We start from the raw sequence: 25589 nt of genomic DNA, 5'->3' as shown, positions 1-25589 counted from the left end.
CATCAGCGGAGAAAATAATCAACGCCTAAGCTGATGGATCAAGTTTTGCTCTTCGTTATTTGGTTAACTTACTGATTTAAGAGCGAGAAAGCATTAGTTCAAGACGAGCGCCAACGCGCTGAGCTTGATCGGCAATGCCGCCCACCCATTCTAGAATTTTGTACAAGAACATTACATCGATCGGATTCATTTTCGACTCAATAGCCATTAATTGTTGGCGGAGTCGAACCTGCATCGCATCGGTGTCATCTTCAATCACATCCAGTTGATTGATCATTTCCGCCACCAGTGTGACTTCACGACCTTTAAATCCTGTTTCCAATAACTCATCGAGCTCATTGATCACTTTTTGCGCTTGATTTGCTGCATCAAGGCAGCGTTTTACGTAGGCAATGAAGTTTTCTTGAAGAGGCTCTGGGATGATCAATTGACGACCGTAGACACGGCCTGCAATATCTTTTGCAAGGTTGGCCAGTTTATCTTGCTGAGTTAACAGCTCTAGCATGTCAGTACGATCGACAGGCATAAATAAACCGCGTGGTAGTTTAAGACGAATTTCACGCTTGAGTACGTCCGCTTCTTTCTCTAAATGAGAAATTTGAGCTCGAATTTCACCTGCTTTCTCCCAGTCACCCTTTGAACAAACTTCAAAGAAATTGACTAAGTGAGAGCAACATTCATTCACACACACAACGTGGCGCTGCAAAGGCTTTATAGGGGACTTTGCAAATAACCCCATAATTGTATTTACTGGCATGGTCGTTCAACCTAAAAAATATAACCTTAAAATAACATATACCATTCATGGCGAAATGTTGAGCGATGGCTATAAAGGCGCGCATGTTAACCCATTAAATCTCTCATTAAAACTGTTTTAGATCATCATTCCGGTGATATTTGTTACTTGCCCCACTGTGCATTAGGCCATATTCTTTCGCTATCTGCTTTGAAAGGGTTAGTTATGGAAACCGAGATAGAACTGAAGTTTTTTGTTTCACCAGAATTTTCGGAAATTTTGCGTTACAAGATCTCTGAAATCAAAGTACTTCAGCACAGTTGTCGAGCGTTAGGGAACACTTACTTCGATACACCTGACAACTGGTTGCGTCAACACGACACAGGGCTTCGTATTCGTCGCTTTGATGATGTGTATGTTCAAACTGTTAAAACGGCGGGTCGAGTCGTTGCAGGGTTGCACCAAAGACCAGAATACAATGCTGAGCACAACAGCAATGAACCGAACTTGACGCTTCATCCGGAAGATATCTGGCCACAAGGTAAAGATATTACGACCTTACAATCTGAACTGATGCCTCTATTTTCGACCAACTTCACACGCGAGCAGTGGCTGATTGGCATGGCCGATGGCAGCCAAGTTGAAGTGGCTTTCGATCAAGGTTTTGTTGTTGCAGGTGAAAAACAAGAACCTATCTGCGAAGTGGAGCTGGAGTTGAAATCGGGGCAAACGGATGCCTTGTTTACGTTAGCTCGCCAGTTTTGTGAGCACGGTGGTATGCGTCTGGGTAACTTGAGTAAAGCGGCGCGAGGCTATCGTCTTGCGTCTGGTTATCAAGGTGATGAAGTTCACGCCTTAACCTTGGTCAATACAGTCAGTACTGACAGCGTGGAAGAGTGTTTTATTCACTCGCTAGAGCATGCATTATCCCATTGGCATCACCATGAACAGATCTACACCGAGCGCGATTCAATTCCGGCGTTACATGAGATAAGCCACGCCACCAGTTTTTTACGCCAGATCTTGAGCATTTATGGCGGCATTGTGCCACGTCGCGCCAGCGCTATTTTACGTCAGGAATTGAAATGGTTGGAGCAAGAGTTATCGTGGTTAAAAACTCATGACTACCTAACAAACCTGCTTGAAGATAAAGGCCACGCACTGCGTAAACTGGACGCTCGTAAATTTATCATCGCCGAGTTAAAAGAGCAGCAAGAGGCACTACCCACTCGGGAAGAAAACTTAAAGCTGCTCAGTTCGGCGCGTTATACTGGGTTACTGCTTGATCTCAGTCGTTGGATTTTGAGCCGTGGATGGCAACCCTTCTTGGACGATAAAGCCAGAGAAAAAATGGCGCGTAACGTCGGTTCGTTTTCGGTGAAGCAGTTGGATCGCACATGGGCCGAGTTAATGGAAGCTTTTCCTCCTAAAGTTGAGCTAAGCCCTCAAGAGTATATTGATCAGCAGTATCGTTTAATGCGTAATCTCTACACTGGCATCGGTTTTGCGAGCCTTTATGATATTGAAGAACGCAAAAACTTCCGTCTCCCTTGGGCTGATTTACTGCAAGGAATAGATGATTTATTAATGCTCAAGCCGCTAGAGAATTTGATCGATAAGTTGCAAGAAGACGAACAAGAACAACTCAAGCGATGGCTGATTCGTCAACAAAACTCCATTGTTCATGCGATGGAGCAGACGCGACAAATTGGCATTGAAGCCGAGCCTTATTGGCGTAAAAGTCGCTAATCAACATGGCTCACAGCCAAAATGAAAAAGAGATACTGCGGTGTCTCTTTTTTTATGTCTCTGCTCATTTAGTTTCATTAATTGCAATTGATTTGTGGATGAGATCAAATCTCCAACAGGTTGCACAACGAAACGACTACAGTTCAAAAAATCAGGGTCGATAGAAACCTAACAGGTATCATGATTGACAGGGATGAACAACAAGCCTGAGATCACAAATAATGCCATGAGTGAGTGGATCAGCAACAATAAACACATTGGATTTGTCTCATCTTTGATATCATCTTTTTTCATACGAAGCTCAAAATAAATAGCTTTTTTAGTTTTTGAGTTTGCTTACTTACCGAAATTTCAACATATAAGACATAGTGGAGAACTGACAATGGCAACAATGGCATTTAAGCCATGGGAACGTTTGATTACCGATATTCGTCTCGTTCCTAAAATGGTTATGCTGATGGTGTTTAGTACAGTATTGATCATCGCAAAGCAGCTTTGGGATGCTCGTACTTTTTACGAATCACTGCTTGCAGCAACTCAGAATACCGAAATCGCTCAGCAACACTATGATGCTTATTTGACTCAAGTAGTATGGCAAACGGCATTCATGATCATCGTTTTTGTTGTGCTTTTACTCGCCGCAGCCAAAGTCATGCTACGCCAAACACAATATTTAAGTGATTCAATTAAGTTGATGGCAAGTCGTGATCTTTCCACACCGATTAATATGGAATGTAAAGATGAGTACGGCGACGTTGCGCGAGAGCTTGAGAAAACCCGCCGTCAGTTGCAAGACGTCATTAAGATGCAAGTGGATGCCTCACAAGAGCTTTCGTCACTTACTGAAGTCATGACCATCAGCATGTCAGAAACCAAAGATTCGGCTCAAGAAGAGTTTAACGAAATTGACCAATTGGCCACCGCCATGAGTGAAATGACATCCACGGTGCAAACGGTCGCAGAGCATGCACAAAATGCATCAGCACTAACCGAGCAAGCGTCAGGTCAAGCAGAAACTGGTCAGCGTTTTGTCAAAGGCACCATCACTAAGATGAGTGAGCTATCGAAGGATATCGCGGCATCAGCGCAAGCCGTCAACCAAGTTGAAGAACGAGTGGTTGCGATTGGCAGTGTTGTTGGAACCATCCAAAGTATTTCCGAGCAAACCAACCTACTCGCGCTCAATGCTGCCATTGAAGCGGCTCGGGCTGGTGAAGCTGGGCGTGGTTTTGCGGTGGTGGCCGATGAAGTGCGTAACTTAGCGCAGCGCACCCAAAAAGCGACGATTGAGATCCAAGAGATGATTTCTCAATTACAAAATAGTGCCAATTCAGCCGTTGATTTAATGGAAAAAAGTGTAGTTGAAGCGGCTGAAGGAGTTGAGCTGGTTACGAATGCGGGCACTGAATTAGATGGTATTGTGAATCAAGTGCAACGGATCAATGACATGAATATCCAAATCGCAACGGCCGCTGGGCAGCAAACTAGCGTGGCTCAGGAAATGGACCAAAATCTAACCAATGTGAGGGAGCTCGTTGAAGCCTCAGTAACAGTAGTTGGTGAGTTGCTTGAAACATCAGAGATCATGCAAAGCAACGCTGAAGAGTTAGATCGGAAAATCACGATGTTCAAAGTCTAACTCTGTAGAAATTCGATCCTTCAATCAACGCCCACAATTCTTGTTGTTGGGCGTTTTTTATTGATATAAGTTTGCTATAAATAGCCTTCTAGCGACTGCATTGGTCTCAATTCACAAGGATGTCTCATGTTACTGCCTTCATCACTTCACGCTTTTGCGCACACCACCTATCAACATTTGCTAGAGCAACAACCGAGCATTGCACAGTGGTCCGAGCCATTGAAAAAACAGCTGTTGTATGTGGTCGGGATGAGCCAGTTTATCAATGAAGCATTATTGCGAGATGAACGGTTGTGTATGCAATTACCGGAAATGTTGGCGGGAGAGTCAAGGCTAGAGCATTACCGAGACGATCTCGCTATACAGCTAGAAGAGTGCAAAGATGAAATGTCAGGGCATCGTATTTTGCGTCAGTTTCGTAACCGTGAAATGGTGTGCATCGCTTGGCGAGATTTCACCGCCAGTTGGACATTAGAAGAGAGCCTTGCACATCTTTCAGCACTGGCGGAAGCACTCATTTTTGAGACTTACCAGTGGCAGTACGCTGTTTGCTGCTTCGAGTGGGGAACGCCAACTAACGACCAAGGTGAAGCACAACCTATGCTGATCATCGGCATGGGCAAGTTAGGTGGCGGTGAGTTGAACTTCTCATCGGATATCGACCTCATTTTTACTTATCCTGAAAACGGTGAAACACAAGGCGCTCGCCGCAGCATCGCGAATGCGCAATTTTTTACCCGCTTAGGCCAGCGAATCATTAAAGCGTTGGATCAACATACCTTTGACGGTTTTTGCTACCGAGTTGATATGCGTTTGCGTCCTTTTGGTGAAAGTGGCCCACTGGTGATGAGCTATGCGGCGCTCGAAGATTATTACCAAGAGCAAGGGCGTGATTGGGAGCGTTATGCGATGATCAAAGCTCGAGTAATGGGGCGGGAAATGTATCCGCAGTACCAAGAGCTGCGTCAAATGCTGCGGCCATTTGTGTTCCGCCGCTACATCGATTTTAGCGCCATTCAATCTCTGCGCCGTATGAAATCGATGATCAGCAGCGAAGTGAGACGTCGAGGGCTGCATAACAACATCAAATTAGGCGCGGGCGGGATCCGCGAAATTGAATTCATCGCACAAGTATTTCAGTTAATTCGTGGTGGACGAGAACCCAGTTTACGTCAGCGTGGACTATTAGAAACACTGGTTGCAATAGAAGAACTTGCCCTGCTCAAACCGCAAGAAGTGGCCGATTTACGACAAGCTTATCTGTTTTTACGTCGCCTTGAGAACCTATTGCAAGCGATGGCCGACAAGCAGACGCAAACCTTGCCAGACAATGAACTGGATCAACTTCGCTTAGCTGTTGCTATGCAATGCACTGACTGGGTAACGCTGCTTCACGAAACGCATCAACACATGATCAAAGTACATCAAGTATTTGCAACTCTGATTGGCGATGATGAAGAAGATGATGACCAGTGCGTTGCTAAACATTTTCACGAGCTGTGGGATATGGCGCACAAGCCTGATGTGCTTGAAACGATTTTTCAACAAGAGCTTACCTGTGATGATCCTGTCGGCATGGCGCATGTATTGATCCAATTTAAAGAGGATTTGGCGAAAAAAACGCTGGGCCCACGCGGACGAGATGTATTAAACCGGTTGATGCCAAAACTGTTCCAAGCGATTTTCATTCACCCAGATGCGCAGTTTGGCTTACCTCGTGTGCTGCATTTGATGTACAAAATTGTGACTCGAACCACTTACCTTGAGCTGCTAGATGAACACCCTGCGGCATTGACGCAACTGGTGCGTTTATGTACCGCAAGCCCGATGATTTCGGAACAGCTTAGTCGTTACCCCATTTTACTCGATGAACTTATCGACCCGCAGCATCTCTATAATCCAATGGAGTTGTCCGCTTATAAAACTGAACTGCGTGATTTTCTTGCTCGTATTCCTGAAGAGGATATGGAGCAGCAAATGGAAGGATTACGCCAATTTAAGCAGATCTGCATTTTGCGTATTGCTGCTGCTGATATTGCCGGTGCGTTGCCTGTGATGAAAGTGAGCGATCACTTAACCTACCTTGCTGAAGCCATCGTTGAAGCTGTGATCAACCAAGCTTGGCAGCAAGTCAGTGCAAAATACGGCCAACCCACTCATTTAAAAGAGAGGAATGGTAAAGGGTTTGCAGTCGTTGGCTATGGCAAAGTGGGGGGCTGGGAGTTGGGCTACAATTCCGATCTTGATATCGTGTTTCTCCATGACTGCCCAGTGGATTGTTACACCGATGGCGCAAAAGAGATTGATGGCCGTCAGTTTTATTTGCGCTTAGCCCAGCGCGTGATCCACATTTTTGCCACTCGTACCGCCTCTGGTATTTTGTATGAAGTTGATACTCGTTTGCGCCCGTCTGGAGCGTCCGGTTTGTTAGTTAGCCCCGCTGAAGCGTTTGATGAATACCAGCGCAATGAAGCGTGGACGTGGGAACACCAAGCCTTAGTTCGTGCCCGAATGATTTATGGTGATGAGCCACTGCAACAGGCTTTCCATCGCACCCGCCATGAGATTTTGTCATTGGCAAGAGATGAAACCAAGCTCAAGCAGGATGTCGTCGCGATGCGGATAAAAATGCGCGATCATTTGGGGGGAAAGAAAAGTGGCCGCTTTATGCTTAAACAAGATGCTGGTGGCATCACTGATATTGAGTTTTTAGCTCAATATCTAGTGCTGCGTTTTAGCCATGAAAAGCCAAAATTGACGTTTTGGTCAGACAACGTACGCATTTTTGAGTCACTGCTGAACCAAGGTGTTATGGAGGAAGAACAAGCGCTGGCTCTCACCGATGCCTATACCTCAATGCGCAATCAGATCCATCATCGAAACTTGCTTAACTTGGATGCGGATGTTGACGAAAGTAAGTTTGTTGACCTGCGAAAACGAGTCACAAACGCTTGGCAGCAGTGGCTAGGTTGAGTGTTTTAGAGACTCAATGAGCTGTGTTACACTCAGCGCAATAACAAAAATTGGAGATCCACAATGAAACCAATCCTACCTGACTACAATGATGCAGGTGTATTGATTATTGGCGATGTGATGCTTGATCGCTACTGGTATGGTCCAACCGGTCGCATCTCACCAGAAGCCCCCGTTCCTGTAGTAAAAGTAGAGAATAGCGAAGAACGTCCAGGTGGCGCGGCAAACGTTGCAATGAACATTGCTTCGCTGGGCGGCCATGCGCACATTGTTGGTTTAACTGGCGTGGATGAGCCAGCGAAGGTTCTGACTGAAACGTTAACAGCGTTGAAAGTGAGTTGTGATTTTGTTGCTCTGCCAAATTATCCAACCATTACAAAATTACGCGTGCTAAGCCGAGGCCAGCAACTGATCCGTTTGGATTTCGAAGATAAGTTTGAGAACACCGATCCAGAACTGATTTTATCTCGCATGGAGCTGGCGTTACCGAAAGTGAAAGCGGTGATCTTGTCCGATTACGCTAAAGGTGCATTAGAGCATGTGCAGCAATTGATCCAAAAAGCACGTGCAGCCAACGTTCCCGTTTTTATCGATCCTAAAGGAGCCGATTTCGAACGTTATCGTGGCGCAACATTGCTCACACCTAACATGTCTGAATTTGAACAGGTCGTAGGCAAAGTAAAAACAGAGCAAGAGCTAGTAGAAAAAGGCTTTGCCTTGATTGAACAGTTTGATCTTGGCGCGCTGTTGGTGACTCGCAGCGAACATGGCATGACACTGTTACAACGCAATCAGAAGCCATTCCATTTACCAACATTAGCCAAAGAAGTGTATGACGTAACGGGCGCTGGAGATACGGTGATTTCAGTGTTGGCGGCATCAGTTGCAGCAGGTAAACCACTTGATGAAGCGTGTGCATTAGCCAATGCGGCGGCGGGTGTTGTGGTTGGTAAACTGGGCACGTCAACCGTATCAACCATTGAACTAGCGGAAGCGGTTCACGGTAGCAAAGATACTGATTATGGTGTCATCAGTGAACAAGCCTTAATTGATGCGGTAAAAGTGGCTCAAGCTCAGGGCGAAAAGGTGGTGATGACCAATGGTTGCTTTGATATTTTGCATGCAGGACATGTTTCTTATCTTAACCACGCAGCCAAATTGGGCGATCGCCTGATTGTCGCGGTCAACACGGATGAGTCGGTTAAGCGTTTAAAAGGCCCAGGTCGCCCAGTCAATACAACGGATCGCCGCATGGCGGTACTGGCTGCATTGGGCGCTGTCGATTGGGTGGTTCCTTTTTCTGAAGATACGCCACAGCGTTTGATTGCAGCTGTACTACCTAACTTACTGGTGAAAGGTGGTGACTATAAACCTGAAGATATCGCCGGTGGTGAAGAAGTGATTGCGGCGGGTGGAGAAGTCAAAGTGTTGAACTTTGAAGATGGTTGCTCAACCACAGAAATTATTGAAGCGATTAAAGGCGGCAGAGGCTAACATCGCGCCGTATCCTTTGGCATTTTGTATAAAATGAGCCAATCGCTACAAAAAAGCCGCTGAAAATTCAGCGGCTTTTACTTTTTTAGCTGTCTGCTTTTAAGCCAGCGTTGATATCTAAAATATCTTGCTCGCTCAAGGTGCCTACTGCTTGACGTAATTGCAGTACGCTCAGCACATAGTCATAACGTGCGTTAGAGAGATTTTTATTCGCATCGTAGAGACGGCGCGTTGAATCAAGCACATCAACAATAGTTCGCGTACCGACATCAAACCCTGCTTCGGTCGCTTCCAGTGCTGATTTCGCTGAAATAACTGACTGCTCATAAGCACGTAAAGCGCCAATAGAGGCATTGATGTTGTTGTTAAATGCGCGTACATCTTTCACAACGCTGCGATACGTTTTTTCTAAATCTTGGCTTGCAGCAACGTACGCAAATTCAGCTTGTTTGGTTTGCGAAGTGGTTTTTCCGCCAGTATACAATGGCACCGCAAGGTTAATACCGACATTAAAATCGTTATAATCCCCTTTAGAGCCGCTGTTATTATTACTTTCATCGCCGTACTTGTAGCCGCCATCAAGAGTCAGTGAGGGTAAGTGCCCTGAACTTGCTAATGAAATATTATCTTTCGCGACATCTTGAGCAATACGAGCGGTCAGCAAAGAGAGATTTTTCTGTTGGGCTTCTTCAAGCAGAGCATCAATCGGCTGTGTTGTTTTGCTGGCTGAAAAGCGATTAGTATCCAACACACTTAAATCAGAATGTTCTTGGCCGGTAATTTCACGCAAGGTTTCATAACTATTGGTGAGGCTATTTTTTGCCAAAACTTCATCAGCAAGCACGCCGTCGTATTGCGCTTGTGCGTCATGCACGTCAGTAATTGCAGAAAGACCGACTTCAAAACGTTGTTTTGTTTGCTCTAATTGACGAGCCACTGCCGCTTTTTCTGCACGGACAAATGCCAAGTTATCTTTGGCGCGAAGCACTTCAAAATAGGCTTGTGCAACGCGTAAAATTAGACCTTGCTGGGTGGCCGCATAGGCAGAATCCGCTTTGCGTGCATTCTTTTCTGCCGTGTCTAAAGAAACCCAACTTGAACGTTGATAAAGCTGCTGAGAGAAACTGATGCCTGCTGTGAGCTTATCACTTTCGCGTGCATCAATATCACTGCGGTTGATATTGTAACCAGCGGTCAGGTTGATTTGTGGTAACAGATCGCCACGGCTAGATGTGACCGCTTCAAATGCAGCATCACGTTGAGCAGCAGAGCTCAGTAACTGAGGATCATTTTCTTTGGCTTGATTATAGATTTCAGTAAGAGTATCCGCCCATACTGAAGAACTCAGGCTGCCTAATGCTGCGCTGATGAATAGTGGAAGCAGTTTTTTCATTGGTCCTATTCCCTGCCTTAATATGTAAGAAGGTTACTTTTAAGGAGTTTAACTTAAATTGGTGGTAATTCACTCGAAACTTTGCACTTTTTTACACATAACTGTCCATCTGTGCAATAAAATTCGATGCTCGTTTAAAAATAAATATAAAATTTATATAAAAAGTTGAGCAATATCCTTGGTGATGGATGAATTCCATGATTAAACTATGAGATTCACTGAGCGAGGTTTCAAATGCAGCAGTCTGACAAACAGTACAACATTTTTACGCCCCAAGATGTGGACGTCATTTCAAAAGAAACACTGTTCCAAGGTTTTTTCCGCATGGTGAAATACCGCTTTAAACACAAGTTGTTTGAAGGTGGATGGAGTGAGGTGATTGAAAGAGAAATGTTTGAAAGAGGTCATGCTGCGGCTATGCTTCCTTATGATCCTGCGCGTGATGAAGTCGTGATTATAGAGCAAATTCGAGTTGGAGCACTAGAGCACGCCCATCCTTGGCAACTGGAGATTGTTGCTGGAGTCATCGACCCTAATGAAACGTCCGAGCAGGTTATTCGTCGAGAGGCGATGGAAGAGGCGGGAATTGAAGTGAACCGAATCGAAAAAATTAGCTCTTATTATCCATCATCTGGCGGATGCTCTGAATTACTCGACGTCTTTGTTGGTGAAATCGATGCAACGCAAGCTAAAGGCGTACATGGGCTTGACTATGAAGGTGAAGACATCAAAGTTCATGTCATGAGCCGTGAAGAGGCTTACCGCTTAGTGAAAAACGGCCAAATTGAGAATGGTGCCTCAATTATCGCTTTACAATGGTTAGAGCTAAACTATCAACAGTTACAATTGCAATGGCAGAATTAGCATTGAAAAAACCGTATCACGTTGATTTGTCGGAACTAATGCGTGTGTACGAAACTAACTACGCGAAATTGAACGCTTTGTTACCAAGTCAGCCGAGCGTGGGTGACTTACGCTGTTATCAGGCCGCTCAAATGACCTATCAATTACAAGTGCTAGAGGTCACAAAGTACACAACTTTAGTGGAGATTTGTCAGAGTGATGACGTTTCAGTATTTCCATTACCGTCGATGTCTGTCAGGCTTTACCACGATGCACGTGTTTCCGAAGTGTGTGCAAGTGCGCGGATAAATCAGATCAAAGCTCGCTATGATTACCCGAATGAACAAATGATGCAAAAAGATGAGAAAGCGCAAATCAATCGCTTTTTAGGCGATTGGCTTACTTTCTGTTTAAAGCACGGGATTAGTCGAGCTCCAATTTAGTCTTCGTCATAGATGAAAATTAGTCATTCAATTTGGATTAATAAATTTTGAACGTGTCGCCAACTCTAGACAATTCAGACAGCATCAAGCTGCTACAAATTACCGATACGCATCTGTTTGCGCCGGATGATGGCAGCCTGTTGAGTGTTAATACGGTAGATAGCTTTCATGCTGTTGTGGCAGAGATTTGCGCACAACATGTTGAATTTGATGCAATTCTGGCTACGGGCGACATCTCGCAAGATCATAGTGCTGAGTCTTATCTTCGTTTCTCTCGTGGTATTTCTTCATTAGAAAAAACTTGTTTTTGGCTTCCCGGTAATCACGACTTTAAACCCAATATGGGCGCCGTATTCCCGTCAGAGCAGATTCAACAGTCGGAGCATGTATTACTCGGTGAACACTGGCAGATGGTGATGCTCGATTCTCAAGTTGTAGGCGTACCGCATGGACGGCTGAGCGATCAACAATTGGCTTTACTTGACGAAAAATTATCGACGTACCATCAGCGACACACCTTGGTTGTGCTGCATCATCATCCTCTATTGGTGGGGAGTGCCTGGCTCGATCAACATAGCCTTAAAGACAGCGATGCTTTTTGGAATATCGTCACGCAACATCGCAATGTGAAAGCCGTCCTGTGTGGTCATGTTCATCAAAATATGGATAAACTCCACCACGGTGTCCGAGTGATGGCCACTCCCTCGACCTGTGTACAATTTAAGCCCAATTCAGATGATTTTGCTTTGGATCGCACTTCCCCAGGATGGCGTGAATTGACGCTATCTGCTGATGGTCAAATGGAAACTCAAGTCAAACGTTTAGCTAACGGCGCATTCCAACCGGATTTTAACGCTAATGGATACTGAGATGCCTACTCGTCAACCTATGCTGCTTTATATTCACGGCTTTAATAGCTCGCCGCTGTCGCACAAAGCACAAGTGATGGTGAAGTATTGCCAAATGCAGCGTCCTGATATCAAAGTGATGGTGCCTAAGTTACCCAGTTTTCCCGCGCAAGCTGCGGAATATCTACTTGATCTTATTCATCAACATCAAGATCAATATCGTATTGCGCTGGTGGGGAGTTCATTAGGCGGGTATTTGTCTATTTGGTTAAACCATTTGTTTGGTTTTCGTGCCGTGGTGATAAACCCAGCAATCAAACCGTATGAATTATTGGTCAATTTTTTAGGCGAACAAGTCAACCCCTACACGCAAGAGCACTATCGGCTAGAGGCGAAACATATTGAAGAGCTCAAAGCATTAGAGGTTAAAATTAATGACGTCACGTCATTTTGGTTGTTGCAACAAATGGGTGATGAAGTCTTAGATTACCGTCAAGCCGTCGCTAAATTGGCGGGAGCAAAACAGACGGTTGAATTTGGCGGCGATCATAGTTTTGTGAACTTTGAGCGATATCCGCGACAAATCATCGAATTCCTAGATCTCTGACCGATTCATTGAGGGGGGAGTCATAATTTTACCTGTAACTTACTTATCTCGCTTGACATAAGCAAGGCTCTTCCAGACTATGTCCTATCTATACTTTTGCAGTTTGTAATGCTGAAAAAATCAGCGTTGTTGTCGTTAATTAATCACAAGCACATCATTGATAAACTGCCGAAAAAGTAACGAATCATTTATCTATAAAAGCATTCCGTATTATGACTGAACAATATAATGCTGGGGCCATTGAAGTTCTTAATGGTTTAGAACCAGTACGTCGCCGACCTGGGATGTATACGGACACCGCGCGACCTAACCATTTAGGCCAAGAAGTTATCGATAACAGTGTCGATGAAGCGCTAGCCGGATATGCCTCCAAGGTACAAGTTATTCTCCACGCCGATCAATCACTTGAAGTGATCGATGATGGGCGTGGTATGCCTGTTGATATTCACCCTGAAGAGAAAATATCAGGCGTTGAGCTTATCTTCTGTAAATTGCATGCGGGTGGTAAGTTTTCAAACAAAAGCTACCAGTTCTCCGGTGGTTTACATGGGGTAGGTATTTCCGTAGTGAATGCCCTATCCAAGCGTGTGGAAGTGACCGTTCGCCGTGATGGGCAAATCTATGAAATGGCGTTTGAGCACGGTAATAAAGTCGAGGAATTGACGGTAACTGGCACCTGTGGTCGTCGCAATAAAGGGACAAGTGTCCACTTTTGGCCCGATACCAGCTACTTTGATTCGCCTAACTTTTCAGTGACTCGCCTAATCAATAATTTGCGCGCTAAAGCGGTACTTTGCCCGGGGCTCGAGATCACCTTTAGTGATAAGGTTAACAATCTTGAGCACCGTTGGTACTACGAAGACGGCCTAAAAGATTATCTCGCAGAAGGCGTAAAGGGTTACACCTTATTGCCCGAAGAGCCATTTACGGGTGAGTTTGTCGCTGAAACTGAAGCGGCCAACTGGGCAGTGATTTGGCTACCTGAAGGTGGTGAGATGATCACTGAAAGCTATGTTAACTTAATCCCTACTGCACAAGGTGGTACGCACGTTAACGGCTTACGCCAAGGGTTGCTCGATGCGATGCGTGAATTCTGTGAATTCCGCAACCTGTTGCCGCGTGGCGTTAAGTTAACTGGTGAAGATGTCTTTGACCGCTGTTCTTATGTATTGTCGGTTAAGATGCAAGACCCACAGTTTGCAGGGCAAACCAAAGAGCGCCTCTCTTCACGTCAAACCGCAGCTTTTGTTTCAGGTGTGATAAAAGACTCCTTCAGTTTATGGCTGAATGAAAAACCACAACTCGCTGAATTACTTGCCGAAGTGTGCATTGCCAATGCGCATCGCCGCATGCGAGCTAGCAAAAAAGTGGTACGGAAAAAAATCGCATCGGGCCCCGCGCTCCCCGGTAAATTGACCGACTGTTCAGTGCAAGACCTGAGCCGCACGGAAATCTTCTTTGTCGAAGGGGATTCAGCAGGCGGCAGTGCTAAGCAAGCGCGCGATCGTGAATTTCAAGCGGTTATGCCACTGCGTGGGAAAATTTTAAATACGTGGGAAGTGTCGGCAGACCAAGTGCTGGCTTCACAAGAAGTGCATGATATCTCTGTTGCGCTTGGGATTGATCCTGATAACGACGATCTCGATGGATTGCGTTACGGTAAAATCTGCATTCTCGCGGATGCTGACTCTGATGGTTTACATATTGCCACCTTGCTTTGTGCCTTATTTACCAAACATTTCCGAGCATTAGTCAAAGCGGGTCATATTTTTGTTGCGATGCCTCCTTTGTATCGGATCGACTGCGGCAAAGAGGTCTTTTATGCACTCGATGATGCTGAAAAAGAGGGCATTTTAGAGCGACTTAGCCAGAAAAAAGCCAAAATCAACGTACAGCGATTTAAAGGTTTGGGTGAAATGAATCCGCTTCAATTGCGTGAAACAACGATGGATCCAAACACGCGCCGCTTGGTTCAACTGACCATTGATGATGCTGAAGCAACGGATGAGATGATGGACATGTTGCTAGGTAAAAAGCGTGCAGATGACCGCCGCGCATGGTTGCAACGTTATGGCGATATGGCAGAGGTGCAATAAATGTCAACTGAAATAACCTTTGATGGTGTTGAGAAACTGCCGCTGCGTAAGTTCACTGAAGACGCCTATCTCAATTATTCGATGTACGTCATCATGGACCGCGCACTGCCTTATATTGGCGATGGTTTAAAACCGGTACAGCGACGTATTATTTATGCGATGTCGGAGCTTGGACTCTCGGCGTCAGCCAAGTACAAAAAATCAGCGCGTACCGTTGGTGACGTGCTCGGTAAATACCACCCGCACGGTGATTCGGCCTGTTACGAAGCGATGGTATTAATGGCACAACCCTTTTCTTACCGCTATCCACTGGTGGATGGTCAAGGTAACTGGGGTGCTCCGGACGATCCAAAATCCTTCGCGGCGATGCGTTATACCGAAGCGAAACTGTCTAAATTCGCTGAAGTTTTACTGGGTGAGCTTGGACAAGGCAACGTTGATTGGCAGCCTAACTTTGATGGGACAATGCAAGAACCACAAATGCTGCCGGCGCGTTTACCTCATATTTTGCTCAATGGCGTCACGGGAATTGCAGTGGGCATGGCGACCGATATCCCGCCACACAATGTGCGTGAAATTGCCGATGCGACGATTCACCTGATCGATAACCCGGAAGCGCAACTGCATGATGTGATGCAGTACGTGCAAGGGCCAGATTATCCGACCGAAGCGGAAATTATTTCACCCAGAATTGAAATTGAGAAAATATATCGCTCAGGTCGCGGCAGTATCAAAATGCGCGCGGTTTGGCATAAAGAGGGTAGTGATGTTGTGATCACAGCATTACCTCATCAAGTCTCAGGCGCTAAATTGCTCGAACAAATCGCTAACCAAATGCGCGCGAAGAAATTGCCAATGGTTGAAGATTTACGCGATGAATCGGATCACGAGAACCCTACGCGTATTGTTATTGTGCCGCGTTCTAACCGCGTAGATTGTGACTTGTTGATGAGCCACTTGTTCGCATCAACCGATCTAGAGAAAAGCTTCCGTGTTAACTTGAACATGATTGGCTTAAACAATCGTCCTGAAGTGAAAGGTTTAGTGACCATTCTTTCTGAGTGGATTGAGTTTCGTCGCACCACGGTTCGCCGCCGCTTACAGTACCGTCTTGATAAAGTCATGGCGCGTTTGCACATCTTGGAAGGTTTGCTCATTGCTTATCTGAATATTGATGAAGTGATTGAAATCATTCGTACTGAAGATGAACCGAAAGCGGTACTGATGGCCCGTTTTGGTATTAGTGCTATTCAAGCCGATGCGATTTTAGATACCAAACTTCGCCACTTAGCCAAACTTGAAGAGATGAAGATTCGTGGTGAGCAAGATGAGCTTGCCAAAGAGCGGGAAAAATTAGAGCAGTTGCTTGGTTCTGAGCGTCGCTTGAACACATTGTTGAAGAAAGAGATCAAAGCGGATGCTGAGAAGTACGGTGATGACCGCCGTTCACCACTGATTGAGCGAGCTGAATCTAAAGCGTTGACTGAGCGTGACCTTGTGCCAAGTGAAGCGATCACCGTTGTGCTTTCGGAAAAAGGCTGGGTACGTCATGCCAAAGGGCATGATGTGGATTGCCAAAGTTTGAGCTATAAATCCGGCGATCAGTATTTGGCTCATGCTTGTGGTAAGAGCAATCAACAGGTCGTATTCTTGGGTAGCGATGGTCGAAGTTATTCGCTTGAAGCTCACTCGCTACCTTCGGCGCGCAGCCAAGGTGAACCGATTACGGGTCGTCTCAACATCACAGAGGGCTCGTCTATTCGCCAAGTAGTGATGGGAGAAGAGGATCAACTCTGGTTAGTGGGCTCGGATGCCGGTTATGGTTTTGTGTGTAAAGGTGGTGAACTGCTGTCGAAAAACCGTAGTGGTAAAGCCTTAGTTAATTTGCCTGAGAACTCAGAGGTAATGACGCCGCAGGCCATCGGTAATTTGGAGTCTGATGACATTTTAGCGATCACGAATCAGGGCCGAATGTTGCTATTCCCAATCAAAGATTTACCACAGCTAACCAAAGGCAAAGGCAACAAAATAATCAATATTCCTGCGGCTAAGTCCAAAGAGCGTGAAGAGTTTGTATCACATTTAATCTCCTTGCCTCAAGGAGCGGCTATTACGCTCTATGCCGGCAAACGCAAACTTGGTTTAAAAGCCAGCGATCTAGAAAACTTCCGTGGTGAGCGTGGACGTCGAGGTAGCTTGCTGCCGAGAGGGTTACAACGTGTTACTGCGATTGAGATTGAATCAGAACTTAGTGATTCAGATCTTGAGCAAGAGTAAAAATCTATAAATAAAAGCCCTCTTCGTGAGTTGGGGGCTTTTTTATGTCTCTTTGTTTTGTTTTTGGTGGCTTAGTTTTATTCGCGTAGGTCTTCAACAATTGTCACGGGAAGTGTCATCTCTTCACCCTTACGTAAGATGAGCACATCGACAACGGTACCTGGGCGCAAGTCAGTGACAATTTCCATCACACTCTTGCGACCATTAATTTTTTTACCGCCAATTTTTAGAATAATGTCCCGCTCTTTAAAACCAGCCGTTTCCGCAGGGCCATTGGGGTCAATGCCCAACACAACTATGCCGCCAATATGTTCACTGCCAAGTAGGCGAGATGTTACTGGAGTAATATCTTGCCCATCAATACCGATATAGCCGCGAATCACGCGTCCATCAGCAATGATTTTTTCCATAATGGTATTGGCTAATTTGTAAGGAATCGCGAATGATATACCATCGGTTTTCATTTCAGTTGCTTGTTGAAACGAAGCCGTGTTAATACCGACGAGCTCTCCTTGAGTGTTGACCAAAGCTCCACCTGAATTGCCTTCATTAATGGCCGCATCAGTTTGGATGAAAGCTTGACGTCCATCGGTACTGACTGATGAACGTTCAGTGGCAGAAATGATACCAAAAGTAGTGGTTTGTCCAAGGTTGTATGGATTGCCAATGGCCAGTACCACATCGCCAACTTTCACCGAGTAATTGGGATTTTGTGGAATAACGGGAAGGTTCGTTCCTTCGATTCGCAAAATTGCGATATCCGTGCGTCGATCTTTGCCTACTAATTGCGCTGCTGCGAGACGGCCATCTTGTAAGGCCGCTACGATTTGGTCGGCTTGGGCTACTACGTGATAGTTAGTAATGATGTACCCTTTCTCGCTCACAATCACACCAGAACCTAACCCTTGAATCGACAGTTTACTGCGATCGCTTTCGGTGTATTTTTGGTTGTAAATATTGACTACAGCAGGTGCGGCGCGGCGAACGGCTTGGTTAAACGAAATTTGCAAAGAGAGCGCATTGGGAGACTCTTCGGCCGCGATTTGCGGGAGAACATTTGAACGTAGCGAGGGAACCGCTAGTAAAATAACAATAGCAGCGAGAAGCCCAAGCCCCACTGAACGAAGTAAAAAGTTAAGCATATCTTCCCCAAACAAAACCCGCTATATACTCAGCTTATTTTACACCTGAGCTTGAGAGAGGAAGAATAGCACTACATGATTGAATAAGAAAAGGGCAGCATTTAAATGCTGCCCTGATCACTCGACAAGAGATTCTCACTAATTAGCGAATAACCAAGTAAATAGTTCTATCACCTCGTTGGATATTCAGCGCAAGTATGCTCGGTTTTTTCTCCAAAATTTCGCGTAATTGTGCGAGGTTTTTCACTCGTTGGCGGTTAACACCAATGATGATGTCCTCTTTTTGTAGTTGATACGCTTCTGCCGCTGACCCTTTCTCTATAGCAGTCACTTTAACGCCAGCGATTGGGTCTTGATCCGTCGTATTGGTCAGTGCCGCACCAGTCAACCCCGAGTGCAGTTGCTCTGCTTTGGTTGTGGTGTTGTTTTCACTCAAGGTTACGTCGAAGGTTTTGCTTTTACCATCGCGGATAACATCGATTGTGATTTTTTTACCTGCACCTAATGTTGCCACTTTGGCTCTTAATTCGTTGAAGGTAGAAACGTTTTTTCCATTAATAGCTGTGATGACATCACCCGCTTTGATCCCTGCTTTATCGGCGGCGCTATCTTTGATAACTTGGCTAACAAACGCCCCTTTACTTGACTCATAGCCTAGCGCTTCAGCCAGTTCAGAGGTTATTTCCCCCCCTTGAACGCCGAGCACTCCACGTTTTACCTCACCAAATTCTAAGATCTGTTCGGTCAAGTTTTTCATCATATTTGATGGTATTGCAAAACCGATCCCAACGTTGCCACCATTCGGCCCAAGAATCGCGGTATTAATCCCAATCAATTCACCATTGAGATTGACTAAGGCACCACCAGAGTTGCCACTGTTAATCGCGGCATCGGTCTGAATAAAGTTCTCAAAGTTTTCAAGATTAAGTCCACTTCGTCCTAGCGCAGAAACAATGCCGGAAGTCACCGTTTGACCAAGACCAAACGGGTTCCCGATCGCGACAGTGAAATCACCTACACGCAGTTTGTCTGAATCTGCGATACGAATTTGGGTTAAATTTTTTGCTTTTTTGAGTTTGATCAGCGCGACATCGGACATTTTATCGCCACCGACGAGCTCCGCATCGTATTCTCGGCCGTCGTATAGTTTGACGCGAATCTTATCAGCGCCATCGATGACGTGATAATTAGTCACAACATAACCTTTGTCTGCGTCAGTAATGACACCAGAGCCTAATGCTCTAAATGGCCGCTCTTGCGATTGGTCGATTGGGAAGTCAGGACCAAAGAAAAATCGAAACTGCTCGGGTAAACGTTGATGGGAGACTTGAGTTCCCTCAACTGAGATACTCACAACCGCCGGTGTCACTTGCTCTAGCATCGGTGCTAAGCTCGGCAATGGCTCACCACTGACAGAAAAGGGTAGCGCTGCCATTGCGGGTAGTGGGGTGATGATTGAACTTAAACTTAACGATAGAGCGGTTAAAAGAAGTAAAGGTTTTTTCATCATAAGCTCCTTTGGAATAACTGTGTTCGAAGTTTAATATTTGTACGAAAGACAAAACTTCAACACTCTCGTGAGGTTTATGACTCAAAAACCTTTATAAAGTTCATGAATTCAGATTAAACGGCTTTCACCTTAACCACGTCTGCAGAATGAATGATCTCTTTTTTAGGGGTATTAAAAAGCCCTGTTGCGCCATTGGCATAATCTTTCGGTGGCTGTTCCAAAATGTCATCGTTGCTTTTCTCTGTATCATTATGCAGAGCGATTTTTTTGATAAATGGGTTATCTTGCTCTGGCATATTCGGCAGAATTTCGGACGATGTTTTGGCCATGTGTTGATACAGTTTTGTATAATCTTTACCTAGGGTATCGAGTATTTCTGCCGCTTGAGCAAAGTGATCTGACAATTCTTGGCGTTGTTGTTCCAAACTAAATTTCGCGTTATCTAATTCTTTTTGTAGAGACTTTTGGTTTTTATATTGAGGCGTAGTCAATCGTGAAATGACCATTCCCAACACGGCCCCTACTAGCAAGCCTACAATGGCATATATCCAAGGCATAACAGCTCCTTATTGTTGTTATTTAACATGTTTTTTACCTGTTGGTTACACACGTCGCTTGGACATGTTACTATGACTGCTCTAGCCAATAAAGCGAAATACACGAAATAGCAGTTTCCATTTTCTTTAGTGCAGTAGGCGGTCATGACACCAAAACAGCGATATGAACACGATGTAAAAAAACTCGGTTTTCAACGAGACTCTGCTCAAGAAAGCGCCGTCGATGCGCTGGATTTACTCTACCATCAGTTTCAGGATTATCTTAACCAACCAGTTAAGCCCTCCGCGGTTTGGACCAAATGGCTTGGTCGCCAACCTGAACAGCCTAACTTACCTAGAGGGCTCTATTTTTGGGGCGGTGTCGGGCGAGGAAAAACCTATCTAATGGATACGTTTTTTGAGGCTCTGCCAACCACTTGCAAAATGCGAGTGCATTTCCACCGTTTTATGTACCGAGTTCATGATGAGTTGAAGGCGCTGGCTGGAGTTGAAGAGCCTTTAGAAAAGGTTGCCGATATTTTTAAGTCTGAAACGGAAATTATCTGTTTTGATGAATTTTTTGTATCAGATATTACCGATGCGATGATTTTGGGTACCTTGTTTCAAGCACTGTTTAAGCGCGGTATTATCTTAGTGGCGACATCGAACATTCCACCGCACGACTTATACCGCAACGGCTTGCAGCGAGCACGCTTTCTCCCTGCAATTGCTTTGATTGAATCACACTGTCATGTGTTGAACATCGATAGTGGCATTGATTATCGCTTAAGAACATTAGAGCAAGCGGAAATTTACCACTATCCATTGGATGAAGCAGCAAGCCACAATTTACAACATTACTATCGGCAATTGGTTGGTGACGAGAAAAAAGAAGCACGCAGTGAGATTGAAATCAACCATCGCACCCTCCCTGTTGTAAAGGCTAGTGATGGTATTTTACATGCGACATTTGAACAGTTATGCCAAACGGCGAGAAGCCAAAACGATTACATTGAGTTGTCCAAAATTTACCATACAGTACTGTTGGCTGATGTGAAGCAAATGGATCGCGCCATCGATGATGCAGCGCGGCGTTTTATTGCGTTGATTGATGAATTTTACGAACGACATGTAAAAGTAATTATCTCCGCCGAAGTGGCGCTGGACGATCTGTATCTGCATGGGCAACTTGAGTTTGAATTCAAACGTTGTCAGTCGCGGTTAATTGAAATGCAAAGTCATGAGTATTTATCAAGGGAACATCTGGCCTAGCTCAATCCGAACACTTTTAAAGCAAAATAAAAAATTCGTGATTTTGTTCAAAAAGAGGTGATTTTTTCTACTGACTTCCCTATAATCCTGCGACCCACCGTTACTGCAGGCCTGTTTCTGTGAAACGAGAGGCCGAGAGAAACCAAACGCTCGAAGGGGCAACTTTGGACTCTTAGACAGTGGGGGCATTTTAATGCTCCTTTTAGTGTAAATTTTATTTAACGGGTTATTATTAGCATGAAAACTTTCGTTGCTAAACCAGAAACTGTAAAACGCGACTGGTATATCGTAGACGCTGAGGGTAAAACTCTAGGTCGTCTAGCAAGTGAAATTGCATCTCGCCTACGTGGCAAACATAAAGCTGAATACACTCCTCACGTAGACACTGGTGATTACATCATCGTTGTAAACGCTGAGAAAGTTACTGTAACTGGTAACAAAGCAGCAGCTAAAACTTACTACCGTCACACTGAATTTCCAGGCGGCTTAAAATCAATCACTTTCGACAAGCTGATTGTTCGTAAGCCAGAGATGGTTATTGAGCTAGCGGTTAAAGGTATGCTACCACGTGGTCCTCTAGGCCGTGCTATGTACCGTAAGCTGAAAGTTTACGCTGGCGCTGAGCACAACCATGCTGCTCAACAACCAAAAGTACTAGACATCTAATTGGGGATTTCGAAAATGGCAGAGAATCAATACTACGGCACTGGCCGTCGCAAAAGCTCAGCTGCACGCGTTTTTATTAAACCAGGCAGCGGCAACATTGTAATCAACAAGCGTAGCCTTGATGTTTACTTTGGTCGTCCAACTTCTCGCATGGTTGTTAAACAACCTCTTGAGCTTGTTGAACTAACTGAGAAATTAGATCTATACATCACTGTTAAAGGTGGTGGTATTTCTGGTCAAGCTGGTGCTATCCGTCACGGTATCACTCGCGCTCTAATGGAATACGACGAATCACTACGTCCTGTTCTACGTGCAGCTGGCTACGTTACTCGCGACGCTCGTTGCGTTGAACGTAAGAAAGTTGGTCTGCGTAAAGCACGTCGTAAACCACAATTCTCTAAGCGTTAATCTTTTTTCAAAAGATTCGCTTCCAGTGTTACTGGATTGTGGTTCAAAAGCCCGGTATTTATACCGGGCTTTTTGTTTTTTGGTGTTAGCAAACACTCATTTTTTTAATCACATCATTTGGTTGTTGCTCTTTAATCTTCCTTTTGTGACCTCACGTGCGATTTACTTCACGAATGTTACGAAAAGGTAGCTTTATCTTGTCAAAAAGTAGGGTTTTATTTATGATTTGCCATCAAATAAATACAACTAGATTCGTATTTTGTTAGCCATGCTCTTGATAAGCGGAATAATAATAATCCACAGGGAGCAAATGGGAGAATGTTTGGATGAGCAATGCGCCTTTAAATAACGGTCGCAGACGTTTCTTAACCGCGACAACAGCCGTTGTCGGAGGGTTAGGAGCCGCTGCTGTCGCCGTTCCTTTTATTAAATCTTGGAACCCAAGTGCCAAAGCCAAAGCGGCTGGAGCCCCCGTTGAAGTTGAAATCGGTAAACTTGAAGAGGGGCAAATGGTTCGTGTTGAGTGGCGAGGAAAACCTGTTTGGGTTGTTCGTCGTTCTCAATCAGTGGTCGATGGGCTAAAAGATATAGAAAACCAACTTCGAGATCCTCAATCGGATGAGCAGCAGCAGCCTAATTATGCGCAAAATGCTTATCGATCGATTAAACCTGAATATTTCGTTGCTGTGGGTATTTGTACTCACCTTGGCTGTTCACCTACTTATTTGCCTGATTCTTTTAGTGAACAAGTTCAAGGGGTTAAATCTGGTTTTTTCTGTCCTTGCCATGGTTCGAAATTTGATATGGCGGGTCGAGTTTTTCAAGGTGTTCCGGCACCACTAAACTTGGTTATCCCTCAATATATGTATCTTAGCGATACTCGTATTGTCATAGGATTAGATGAGACCGGGGAGGCTGCATAATGCAAGTTTTACTTGATTGGGTAGAAAAGCGTTTACCTGCAATGAACGCTTACAAAAAACACCTATCTGAATATCCAATGCCGAAAAACTTTAACTTTTGGTATTTGTTTGGATCGTTAGCCATGTTGGTTCTTGTTAACCAACTGCTCACTGGCGTGTGGCTAACCATGAACTATGTGCCATCAGGTGAAGGGGCTTTTGCATCTGTTGAATACATAATGCGTGATGTTGAGTATGGTTGGTTACTGCGCTATATGCACTCCACTGGCGCTTCAGCTTTCTTTGTGGTGATTTATCTACATATGTTCCGTGGCTTAATTTACGGTTCCTATCAAAAGCCTCGTGAGCTGCTATGGCTATTTGGTATGCTGATCTTCTTAGTGTTGATGGCCGAAGCCTTTATGGGATACTTGCTACCATGGGGACAAATGTCCTACTGGGGAGCGCAAGTTATTATCTCTTTGTTCGGTGCAATCCCCGTTATCGGTGATGATTTAACTCTATGGATACGTGGTGACTACGTTATTTCAGGTGCCACTCTGAACCGTTTCTTTGCACTGCATGTGATTGCTTTACCTATTGTTTTATTGTTGCTAATTGTTCTCCATATATTAGCACTGCATGAAGTCGGCTCTAATAACCCTGACGGTATCGAAACCAAAGTACCAAAAGGGTCGATGGGCGATGATTATAAAACGCAGTTTAAATTTCATGACTACTACACCAAGAAATACGACATCATTGATTCGATTCCATTCCATCCTTACGGGACAGTGAAAGATCTTATTGGTGTAGCTGGTTTCTTAATCCTGTTCTGTTATGTGTTGTTCTTTAACCCAGAGATGGGGGGCTACTTCCTTGAGCCGCCTAACTTTGAAGCGGCAAACCCACTAAAAACGCCAGCACACATCGCACCTGTTTGGTATTTCACGCCTTTCTATGCAATTTTACGTGCTGTTCCTGATAAGTTAATTGGTGTGGCTGCGATGGGTGCATCGATTGTGGTGTTGTTCTTATTGCCATGGCTGGATCGTTGTAAGGTTCGTTCTTACCGTTATCGTAGTAAGTTCCACTTAATCAATATTATTCAGTTCACTATCTGCTTTATTGCGTTAGGTGTTTTAGGTGCGTTACCTGCGACAGCCACTTACACAATGCTTGCACGTATATTTAGCGTTGGTTACTTCATGTTCTTTGTTTTGTTGTTCTTCTACAGCAAAAATGAAGCAACGAAACCATTACCAGAGAGGGTGACATTTAAATGAAAAAGTGGATTGTAATTTTGTTTGCAATGCTGCCATCTCTTGCTTTGGCAGCTGGCGCAAATGTACATTTAGATAAAGCAAATAATGATTTAACAGATCAAGCATCACTGCAGCATGGTGCAAAGCTATTCATGAACTACTGTTTTGGTTGCCACTCAACTCAGTACCAGCGTTATGAGCGTGTAGCGAATGATTTGAATATTCCCTCGGATTTGATGAAAGAGAATTTGATTTTTGATCCGAATGCCAAAATTGGTCAACTGATGGAGAATGCGATTCCAGATAAGTCGGCAGCGAAATGGTTTGGTGCACCACCACCAGATTTAACGCTTGTGGCTCGTGTTCGAGGAACAGATTGGTTGTATACTTACCTTCGTTCATTTTATGCCGATCCTAGTCGGCCCTTTGGCGTAAACAACATCGTATTCCCAAGTGTCGGTATGCCCCATGTGCTTGAAGAGCTACAAGGGATCCCACAACCAGTTTATGGTACTCATCTTGTCAATGGCGAGGAAGTCAAGGCTGTTATTGGTGCCGAGTCTGATGGAACGGGTGAACTGAGCCAAAGTGAGTATGATCAAGCGGTCCGTGACATTGTTAACTTCCTTGAATATTCAGCAGAACCAGTCAAGCTTGAGCGTCAAACTTTAGGTTGGTGGGTAATGGCATTCCTTGTGCTATTTACTATCGTGGTTGTTCTATTGAAGAAAGAATATTGGCGTGATGTGCATTAATTGTGCTACCATGCGGCGTTAATTTCTAATTTTTA

Annotated in this window: 21 protein-coding genes; 16 read left to right on the top strand and 5 right to left on the bottom strand. The window is 44.8% G+C overall.

What is annotated here, in order from left to right; all coding sequences use genetic code 11:
• Window positions 1-76: 76 nt before the first annotated feature.
• Complete coding sequence (locus AACQ79_RS07175) at window positions 77-757, bottom strand: TIGR00153 family protein (protein WP_013856047.1); 681 nt, start codon at window positions 755-757, stop codon at window positions 77-79.
• Window positions 758-961: 204 nt separating this feature from the next.
• Here AACQ79_RS07175 and AACQ79_RS07170 point away from each other — a divergent pair, with 204 nt between their 5' ends.
• The 4 genes from AACQ79_RS07170 to hldE all read left to right on the top strand — a co-directional run bounded on the left by AACQ79_RS07170 (window position 962) and on the right by hldE (window position 8591).
• Entirely contained in the window at window positions 962-2485 is a 1524-nt protein-coding gene (locus AACQ79_RS07170; RefSeq protein ID WP_026028703.1) for a CYTH and CHAD domain-containing protein, read from the top strand.
• 382 nt (window positions 2486-2867) lie between these two features.
• Window positions 2868-4124, top strand: coding sequence for a methyl-accepting chemotaxis protein (locus AACQ79_RS07165; protein ID WP_013856051.1), 1257 nt, complete (start codon window positions 2868-2870; stop codon window positions 4122-4124).
• Between the two features lie 126 nt (window positions 4125-4250).
• The gene (gene glnE / locus AACQ79_RS07160) at window positions 4251-7097 is read left to right on the top strand and encodes a bifunctional [glutamate--ammonia ligase]-adenylyl-L-tyrosine phosphorylase/[glutamate--ammonia-ligase] adenylyltransferase (RefSeq protein ID WP_029388460.1); all 2847 of its coding nucleotides are present in this window, start codon (window positions 4251-4253) and stop codon (window positions 7095-7097) included.
• A gap of 63 nt (window positions 7098-7160) precedes the next feature.
• Entirely contained in the window at window positions 7161-8591 is a 1431-nt protein-coding gene (hldE, locus tag AACQ79_RS07155) for a bifunctional D-glycero-beta-D-manno-heptose-7-phosphate kinase/D-glycero-beta-D-manno-heptose 1-phosphate adenylyltransferase HldE (RefSeq protein ID WP_013856054.1), read from the top strand.
• Window positions 8592-8676: 85 nt separating this feature from the next.
• Here the strand turns inward: hldE and tolC are convergent, their stop codons facing one another.
• Window positions 8677-9984 carry an outer membrane channel protein TolC gene (tolC, locus tag AACQ79_RS07150; RefSeq protein ID WP_017046499.1) on the bottom strand — a complete coding sequence of 436 codons (1308 nt, stop codon included), beginning with the start codon at window positions 9982-9984 and terminating at the stop codon, window positions 8677-8679.
• Window positions 9985-10218: 234 nt separating this feature from the next.
• Here tolC and nudF point away from each other — a divergent pair, with 234 nt between their 5' ends.
• The 6 genes from nudF to parC all read left to right on the top strand — a co-directional run bounded on the left by nudF (window position 10219) and on the right by parC (window position 17098).
• Window positions 10219-10848, top strand: a complete 630-nt coding sequence (nudF, locus tag AACQ79_RS07145; protein WP_017042670.1) for an ADP-ribose diphosphatase — start codon at window positions 10219-10221, stop codon at window positions 10846-10848.
• A complete protein-coding gene (locus AACQ79_RS07140; protein WP_017042669.1) occupies window positions 10836-11270 on the top strand; it encodes a DUF1249 family protein in 435 nt (144 codons plus the stop codon). Before nudF ends, AACQ79_RS07140 begins: the two co-directional genes overlap by 13 nt.
• A gap of 47 nt (window positions 11271-11317) precedes the next feature.
• Entirely contained in the window at window positions 11318-12139 is an 822-nt protein-coding gene (gene cpdA / locus AACQ79_RS07135; protein ID WP_017050462.1) for a 3',5'-cyclic-AMP phosphodiesterase, read from the top strand.
• Window positions 12129-12725 (top strand): esterase YqiA, encoded by a 597-nt coding sequence (gene yqiA / locus AACQ79_RS07130; protein WP_013856059.1) that lies wholly within the window; start codon window positions 12129-12131, stop codon window positions 12723-12725. Before cpdA ends, yqiA begins: the two co-directional genes overlap by 11 nt.
• A gap of 212 nt (window positions 12726-12937) precedes the next feature.
• Window positions 12938-14821, top strand: a complete 1884-nt coding sequence (gene parE, locus AACQ79_RS07125) for a DNA topoisomerase IV subunit B (RefSeq protein WP_017042666.1) — start codon at window positions 12938-12940, stop codon at window positions 14819-14821.
• Complete coding sequence (parC, locus tag AACQ79_RS07120; RefSeq protein ID WP_017042665.1) at window positions 14822-17098, top strand: DNA topoisomerase IV subunit A; 2277 nt, start codon at window positions 14822-14824, stop codon at window positions 17096-17098. It abuts the gene before it with no gap.
• A 77-nt stretch (window positions 17099-17175) separates the two neighbouring features.
• Here the strand turns inward: parC and degS are convergent, their stop codons facing one another.
• The 3 genes from degS to zapG form a co-directional block, all read right to left on the bottom strand.
• Window positions 17176-18240: an outer membrane-stress sensor serine endopeptidase DegS gene (gene degS / locus AACQ79_RS07115; protein ID WP_026027947.1), complete on the bottom strand. Its 1065-nt coding sequence runs from the start codon at window positions 18238-18240 to the stop codon at window positions 17176-17178.
• Window positions 18241-18382: 142 nt separating this feature from the next.
• Window positions 18383-19747, bottom strand: a complete 1365-nt coding sequence (locus tag AACQ79_RS07110; protein ID WP_026027948.1) for a Do family serine endopeptidase — start codon at window positions 19745-19747, stop codon at window positions 18383-18385.
• A 116-nt stretch (window positions 19748-19863) separates the two neighbouring features.
• Window positions 19864-20307, bottom strand: coding sequence for a Z-ring associated protein ZapG (zapG, locus tag AACQ79_RS07105; protein ID WP_017046504.1), 444 nt, complete (start codon window positions 20305-20307; stop codon window positions 19864-19866).
• Between the two features lie 144 nt (window positions 20308-20451).
• Here zapG and zapE point away from each other — a divergent pair, with 144 nt between their 5' ends.
• From zapE to AACQ79_RS07075, 6 genes are all read left to right on the top strand, one after another.
• The gene (gene zapE, locus AACQ79_RS07100; protein WP_170898879.1) at window positions 20452-21558 is read left to right on the top strand and encodes a cell division protein ZapE; all 1107 of its coding nucleotides are present in this window, start codon (window positions 20452-20454) and stop codon (window positions 21556-21558) included.
• Window positions 21559-21795: 237 nt separating this feature from the next.
• Window positions 21796-22224 carry a 50S ribosomal protein L13 gene (rplM, locus tag AACQ79_RS07095; RefSeq protein ID WP_010318042.1) on the top strand — a complete coding sequence of 143 codons (429 nt, stop codon included), beginning with the start codon at window positions 21796-21798 and terminating at the stop codon, window positions 22222-22224.
• A gap of 15 nt (window positions 22225-22239) precedes the next feature.
• The gene (gene rpsI / locus AACQ79_RS07090) at window positions 22240-22632 is read left to right on the top strand and encodes a 30S ribosomal protein S9 (protein ID WP_010318040.1); all 393 of its coding nucleotides are present in this window, start codon (window positions 22240-22242) and stop codon (window positions 22630-22632) included.
• Window positions 22633-22958: 326 nt separating this feature from the next.
• A complete protein-coding gene (gene petA / locus AACQ79_RS07085; RefSeq protein WP_010318038.1) occupies window positions 22959-23555 on the top strand; it encodes a ubiquinol-cytochrome c reductase iron-sulfur subunit in 597 nt (198 codons plus the stop codon).
• On the top strand, window positions 23555-24820 hold the full coding sequence (locus AACQ79_RS07080) for a cytochrome b (RefSeq protein WP_017046505.1): 1266 nt from the start codon (window positions 23555-23557) through the stop codon (window positions 24818-24820). Before petA ends, AACQ79_RS07080 begins: the two co-directional genes overlap by 1 nt.
• A complete protein-coding gene (locus AACQ79_RS07075; RefSeq protein WP_017046506.1) occupies window positions 24817-25554 on the top strand; it encodes a cytochrome c1 in 738 nt (245 codons plus the stop codon). The genes AACQ79_RS07080 and AACQ79_RS07075 overlap by 4 nt, the downstream gene beginning before the upstream one ends.
• Window positions 25555-25589: the final 35 nt, after the last annotated feature.

The organism is Vibrio sp. 3-2(1) (genome assembly GCF_963887575.1).
Taxonomy (GTDB): domain Bacteria; phylum Pseudomonadota; class Gammaproteobacteria; order Enterobacterales; family Vibrionaceae; genus Vibrio; species Vibrio anguillarum.
Note: the sequence above shows the minus strand (reverse complement) of the source record. Positions and strands in the feature narration are given on the sequence as shown.

What these genes read in the sequence shown, in the direction of transcription:
- AACQ79_RS07175 (WP_013856047.1), bottom strand. Translation starts at nt 757, where the DNA reads ATGCCAGTAAATACAATTATGGGGTTATTTGCAAAGTCCCCTATAAAG.
- AACQ79_RS07170 (WP_026028703.1), top strand. Translation starts at nt 962, where the DNA reads ATGGAAACCGAGATAGAACTGAAGTTTTTTGTTTCACCAGAATTTTCG.
- AACQ79_RS07165 (WP_013856051.1), top strand. Translation starts at nt 2,868, where the DNA reads ATGGCAACAATGGCATTTAAGCCATGGGAACGTTTGATTACCGATATT.
- glnE (WP_029388460.1), top strand. Translation starts at nt 4,251, where the DNA reads ATGTTACTGCCTTCATCACTTCACGCTTTTGCGCACACCACCTATCAA.
- hldE (WP_013856054.1), top strand. Translation starts at nt 7,161, where the DNA reads ATGAAACCAATCCTACCTGACTACAATGATGCAGGTGTATTGATTATT.
- tolC (WP_017046499.1), bottom strand. Translation starts at nt 9,984, where the DNA reads ATGAAAAAACTGCTTCCACTATTCATCAGCGCAGCATTAGGCAGCCTG.
- nudF (WP_017042670.1), top strand. Translation starts at nt 10,219, where the DNA reads ATGCAGCAGTCTGACAAACAGTACAACATTTTTACGCCCCAAGATGTG.
- AACQ79_RS07140 (WP_017042669.1), top strand. Translation starts at nt 10,836, where the DNA reads ATGGCAGAATTAGCATTGAAAAAACCGTATCACGTTGATTTGTCGGAA.
- yqiA (WP_013856059.1), top strand. Translation starts at nt 12,129, where the DNA reads ATGGATACTGAGATGCCTACTCGTCAACCTATGCTGCTTTATATTCAC.
- parE (WP_017042666.1), top strand. Translation starts at nt 12,938, where the DNA reads ATGACTGAACAATATAATGCTGGGGCCATTGAAGTTCTTAATGGTTTA.
- parC (WP_017042665.1), top strand. Translation starts at nt 14,822, where the DNA reads ATGTCAACTGAAATAACCTTTGATGGTGTTGAGAAACTGCCGCTGCGT.
- degS (WP_026027947.1), bottom strand. Translation starts at nt 18,240, where the DNA reads ATGCTTAACTTTTTACTTCGTTCAGTGGGGCTTGGGCTTCTCGCTGCT.
- AACQ79_RS07110 (WP_026027948.1), bottom strand. Translation starts at nt 19,747, where the DNA reads ATGAAAAAACCTTTACTTCTTTTAACCGCTCTATCGTTAAGTTTAAGT.
- zapG (WP_017046504.1), bottom strand. Translation starts at nt 20,307, where the DNA reads ATGCCTTGGATATATGCCATTGTAGGCTTGCTAGTAGGGGCCGTGTTG.
- zapE (WP_170898879.1), top strand. Translation starts at nt 20,452, where the DNA reads ATGACACCAAAACAGCGATATGAACACGATGTAAAAAAACTCGGTTTT.
- rplM (WP_010318042.1), top strand. Translation starts at nt 21,796, where the DNA reads ATGAAAACTTTCGTTGCTAAACCAGAAACTGTAAAACGCGACTGGTAT.
- rpsI (WP_010318040.1), top strand. Translation starts at nt 22,240, where the DNA reads ATGGCAGAGAATCAATACTACGGCACTGGCCGTCGCAAAAGCTCAGCT.
- petA (WP_010318038.1), top strand. Translation starts at nt 22,959, where the DNA reads ATGAGCAATGCGCCTTTAAATAACGGTCGCAGACGTTTCTTAACCGCG.
- AACQ79_RS07080 (WP_017046505.1), top strand. Translation starts at nt 23,555, where the DNA reads ATGCAAGTTTTACTTGATTGGGTAGAAAAGCGTTTACCTGCAATGAAC.
- AACQ79_RS07075 (WP_017046506.1), top strand. Translation starts at nt 24,817, where the DNA reads ATGAAAAAGTGGATTGTAATTTTGTTTGCAATGCTGCCATCTCTTGCT.